This window comes from Kitasatospora sp. NPDC091257 (assembly GCF_044757675.1).
Lineage (GTDB): Bacteria > Actinomycetota > Actinomycetes > Streptomycetales > Streptomycetaceae > Kitasatospora > Kitasatospora lactacystinica.
In genome coordinates, this window is sequence record NZ_JBIVVI010000774.1 from 1 (window position 1) to 4,417 (window position 4,417).

Consider the following 4,417-nt stretch of genomic DNA (forward strand, 5'->3'; position numbering starts at 1 on the left):
CCCGGGCCTGCCGGAAGGACCCCTGCCATGACGACCAGTCCCACCGCCACGCGCATCCTCGACCACGGGGACGACCGCGGGCTCCAGGCGGTGCTGCTGGACATGGACGGGACGCTGGTGGACACCGAGGACTTCTGGTGGCAGGCCGAGGCCTCGCTCTTCGCCGAGCTGGGCCACGAGCTGGACGAGGCGGACCGCGCCCACGTGGTCGGCGGCCCGATGGCCAGGGTGATGGAGTACCTGGTCGCCCGGACCGGGGCGGACATCGCGCCGGACGACCTCGGCGTGCTGGTGAACCAGCGCTTCGTCGATCTGCTGGCCGGCGGGGTGCCGCTCATGCCGGGCGCCGAGCGGCTGCTCAACACCCTTGCCGCGCACGGCATTCCGGCCGCCATGGTGTCCGCCTCGCACCGGCACGTGATCGACATCGTGCTGCGCTCGCTGGGGGCCCACCACTTCGCCTTCACCATCGGCGGGGACGAGGTGCCGCGCACCAAGCCGTTCCCGGACCCGTACCTGGAGGCGGCCCGGCGGCTGGGCGCGGAGCCGTCCCGCTGCGTGGTGATCGAGGACACCCCGACGGGGGTGCGGGCGGGCGAGGAGGCCGGCTGCCCGGTGATCGCGGTGCCCTCGGTGGCGGCGATCGAGCCGGCCCCGGGGCGGCTGGTGCTGTCGTCGCTGGAGCAGGTCGACCTCGACCTGTTGCGTTCCCTGGTCGCTTCGCGGGTGTGATTGTCGTCTCATTGCGACCCCGCCCTACTCGCCGGTAAGCGGCCCGTCGGGCCCCCGGAGCGAAGTCGCCGGGGGAGAAAACGGTCATTGGCTGACAACTCGTCGGGCGTGCCGTGATGCCCTGAACCGCCGTGTCCCAAACGTCATCTGCTCGGGTATCGGTCGTGCGTGTTCGATATGGCACGCTACTCCAGTTCGTGCCACCCAAAAGGACGCGCCTCGTGAAGACTTCAGCTGAACGCCTGGCAGTACTCGGTTGCGCCGGTCTGGTCGCCGTGTCGGTAACGGGTTGCGGATCGGTGACCGACGTGGTCAAGGGGGACGGCGGCAAGTCGATCACCATGGGCACCAGTCAGCTGACCGGTGTCCTGGACCCGGCCGCCGCCTACGACTCCGGCTCGTGGCTGCTGCTGCGCAACACCTTCCAGTCGCTGCTCACTTTCCAGGCCGCGGCCAGCTCGCCCTCCCCGGACGCCGCGCAGGCCTGCGAGTTCACCGGTAGCGACGCCACCGAGTACCACTGCACCCTGAAGCCGGGCCTGAAGTTCTCCAACGGGCACCCGATGACGGCCCAGGACGTGGTCTTCTCGATCGAGCGCACCAAGAAGATCAACGACGCGAACGGCCCGGTCGAACTGCTCGACTCGATCAAGTCCGTCGAGGCCAAGGGCGACAACGAGGTGCTCTTCCACCTCTCCGCGCCCGACGCCACCCTGCCGGCCAAGCTGGCGAGCCCGGCCGGCGCCATCGTGGACCACCAGGTCTACCCCGCCGACAAGCTCGTCCCCAACGACAAGCTGATCGGCTCCGGCCCGTACCGCATCGACTCGGTCGAGAACCTGAACGGCGGCAAGCAGCTGGGCAAGGTCGTGATGTCGGCCAACGACAAGTACGGCGGCGAGGCCAAGCTGCGGAACAACAAGTTCACCGTGCGGTACTTCGACAAGTCCGAGGACCTGAAGGCCGCGCTGGACAAGAGCGAGGTCGACCTCACCGACAACAGCCTGGAGCCGAACACCGCCGCCCAGGTCCGCTCCGACCAGCAGGGCGGCAAGACCGACCTCCAGGTGACCGAGGGCGACAGCAACGACACCCGTTCGCTGGTCCTCAACACCAAGGACCCGCTGATGAGCAACGTCGCCGTCCGCCAGGCCGTCGCCCAGATGATGGACCGCAAGGCGCTGGCCCGCGACGTCTTCGCCCGCACCGTCCAGGCGCTCTACTCCATGGTCCCGGCCGGCCTGCCCGGCCACACCACGGCCTTCTTCGACCGCTACGGCGACCAGGACGTGAACAAGGCGAAGAAGATCCTCGCCGACGCCAAGGTCCAGACCCCGGTCAAGTTCACCCTCACCTGGTCCCGTTCGCGGGCCGGCAGCAACGAGGCCGAGACGCTGAAGAAGCAGCTGGAGACCGGCGGCCTCTTCCAGGTGACGCTCGCCCAGGAGCCGGACTGGGACTCGTACCGCAAGGGCTGGACCGAGGGCAGGTACCAGGCGTACGTCATCGGCTGGTTCGCCGACTACCCGGACCCGGACAACTACCTCGCCCCGCTGCTGGTCAACGGCGGTGCCTACCACCACGGTTGGGACGACCCGCGGATCAGCGGAAGGCTGGTGCCGGAGGGTCTCAAGCAGACCGACCGCAGCGCCGCGGCCGCCACCTACGCGCAGATCCAGCAGATCGAGGCCGACAACGTGCCGCTGATCCCGCTGTACCAGAACAAGTCCTTCTTCGCGGCCCGCTCGTACGTCACCGGCGTCGAGTCCACCGTCGACACCACCGGCTACTTCCGCTTCTGGGAGATCAGCCGGACCAACAAGTAGCGCCCGCAGGACGGCGGCCCGCCCGCTTCCCCGTCGGTACGGGGGAGCGGACGGGCCGCCGTGACGTTTCAGCAGCCGTGGGCGGCCGCCGCCGCCCCTACAGGGCGCCCGGGCGCACCAGCCCGCTCTCGTAGGCGTACACGGCCGCCTGGACCCGGTCGCGCAGCTGCAGCTTGGTCAGCACATGGCCCACGTGCGTCTTCACGGTGGTCTCGCTGACGAACAGCTCGGCCGCGATCTCCGCGTTCGACAGCCCGCGCGCCACCAGCTTCAGCACCTCCAGCTCGCGCTCGGTCAGCGCGCTCAGCGCCTGCGGCGGCGCCTCGTCGCCCGAGGGCAGCTTGGTGGCGTACATGTCCAGCAGCCGGCGGGTGATGCTCGGCGCCAGCATCGCCGCGCCGTCCGCGACCACCCGGATCGCCTGCACCAGCTCCTCGGCCGGGACGTCCTTCAGCAGGAAGCCGCTGGCGCCCGCGCGCAGCGCCTCCACCACGTACTCGTCCAGGTCGAAGGTGGTCAGCACCAGCACCTTGGCCGGGCCGTCCCGCCCCGGGCCGGCGATCCGGCGGGTCGCCTCGACGCCGTCCATCCTGGGCATCCGGATGTCCATCAGCACCACGTCGGGCTGCAGCGCCCGCACCTGGTCCAGCGCCTGCTGGCCGTCGCCGGCCTCGCCGACCACCACGAGATCGGACTCGGCCTCCAGGATCATCCGGAAACCGGTGCGCAGCAGCGGCTGGTCGTCGACCAGCAGCACTCGGATCGTCACCTAGGACTCCTTGCTCATCGGATCCCCCGTGGGATCGCTTTCATCCGACGTACGCGCCAGCGGCAGCGGGTACGGCGGCGGGGTGCCGCCGAACTCCGGGCAGCTGGCCTGGTGGTCGCACCAGTCGCAGAGGCGGTTGCGGGTGGCCGGGAAGTCCCCGGTGGCCACCGCGTGGCCGATCCGTTCCCACAGCGCCTGGAGCTTGCGCTCCACCGCGAGCAGGTCGGCCTCGTCCGGGTCGTAGCTGACCACGTCCCCGCCGCCGCCGAGGTAGACCAGCTGGAGGCGCTTGGGGATCACGCCCTTCCAGCGCCACACCACCAGGGCGTAGAACTTCATCTGGAACATCGCCTTGCCCTCGAAGTCCCGCGAGGGCGCCCGGCCGGTCTTGTAGTCCACCAGCCGGACCTCACCGGTCGGGGCGACGTCCACCCGGTCGATGTAGCCGCGCAGCAGCAGCCCCGAACCCAGGGCCGTCTCCACGTAGAGCTCCCGCTCCACCGGGTGCAGCCGGGTCGGGTCCTCCAGCCGGAACCACTGGCCGACCAGCTTCTCGGCGTCCGCCAGCCAGCGGGTGAGCGCCGCGCCGTCCGGGTCCTCGGGGAACAGCGTGCCCAGCTCCGGGCGCTCGCCCAGCAGCCGCTCCCACTGCGGGCGCAGCAGGCCCAGCGCCCGCTCCGGCGTCCGCTCGGCCGCCGGGCTGTCGAACAACCTCTCCAGCACCGCGTGCACCAGCGTGCCCCGGGTCGCCGCCGAGCTCGGCGGCTCCGGCAGCCGGTCGATCACCCGCAGCCGGTACAGCAGGGGACAGGTGAGGAAGTCCCCCGCTCGGGACGGGGAGAGCCCGGTCGGGGGTGCCGCCGGACGCACGGCGGCACTGCTGGTGTCGGTGTGCTGCATGGCTACGACCCTATTGCCCTTTCCTGTCATCCCGCTGCCACGGTGCTGCCACGGACGCGCGGGAGTGGGTATGAAGCCGGGGGGAGGGCCGCGCGGCGCCGGAGGGCGGCGATCACGTAGCGTGGGCGTACCGGGCACGACGGGGGAGACGACCGAAGGGATCACGGTGAGCGACAGCAGGGGGCGGCAG

At 70.7% G+C, this 4,417-nt stretch carries 4 protein-coding genes; 2 read left to right on the forward strand and 2 right to left on the reverse strand.

What is annotated here, in order from left to right:
- Positions 1-27 precede the first annotated feature (27 nt).
- Together ACIQOV_RS29240 and ACIQOV_RS29245 are read left to right on the forward strand one after the other, a co-directional pair.
- Complete coding sequence (locus ACIQOV_RS29240; protein WP_359901201.1) at positions 28-732, forward strand: HAD family phosphatase; 705 nt, start codon at positions 28-30, stop codon at positions 730-732.
- A gap of 299 nt (positions 733-1,031) precedes the next feature.
- The gene (locus ACIQOV_RS29245; protein ID WP_359901198.1) at positions 1,032-2,558 is read left to right on the forward strand and encodes an ABC transporter substrate-binding protein; all 1,527 of its coding nucleotides are present in this window, start codon (positions 1,032-1,034) and stop codon (positions 2,556-2,558) included.
- A 97-nt stretch (positions 2,559-2,655) separates the two neighbouring features.
- Here ACIQOV_RS29245 and ACIQOV_RS29250 read toward each other — a convergent pair whose 3' ends face one another.
- Positions 2,656-3,327, reverse strand: coding sequence for a response regulator transcription factor (locus ACIQOV_RS29250; RefSeq protein ID WP_188299078.1), 672 nt, complete (start codon positions 3,325-3,327; stop codon positions 2,656-2,658).
- On the reverse strand, positions 3,328-4,227 hold the full coding sequence (locus tag ACIQOV_RS29255; protein ID WP_380544695.1) for a RecB family exonuclease: 900 nt from the start codon (positions 4,225-4,227) through the stop codon (positions 3,328-3,330).
- Positions 4,228-4,417: the final 190 nt, after the last annotated feature.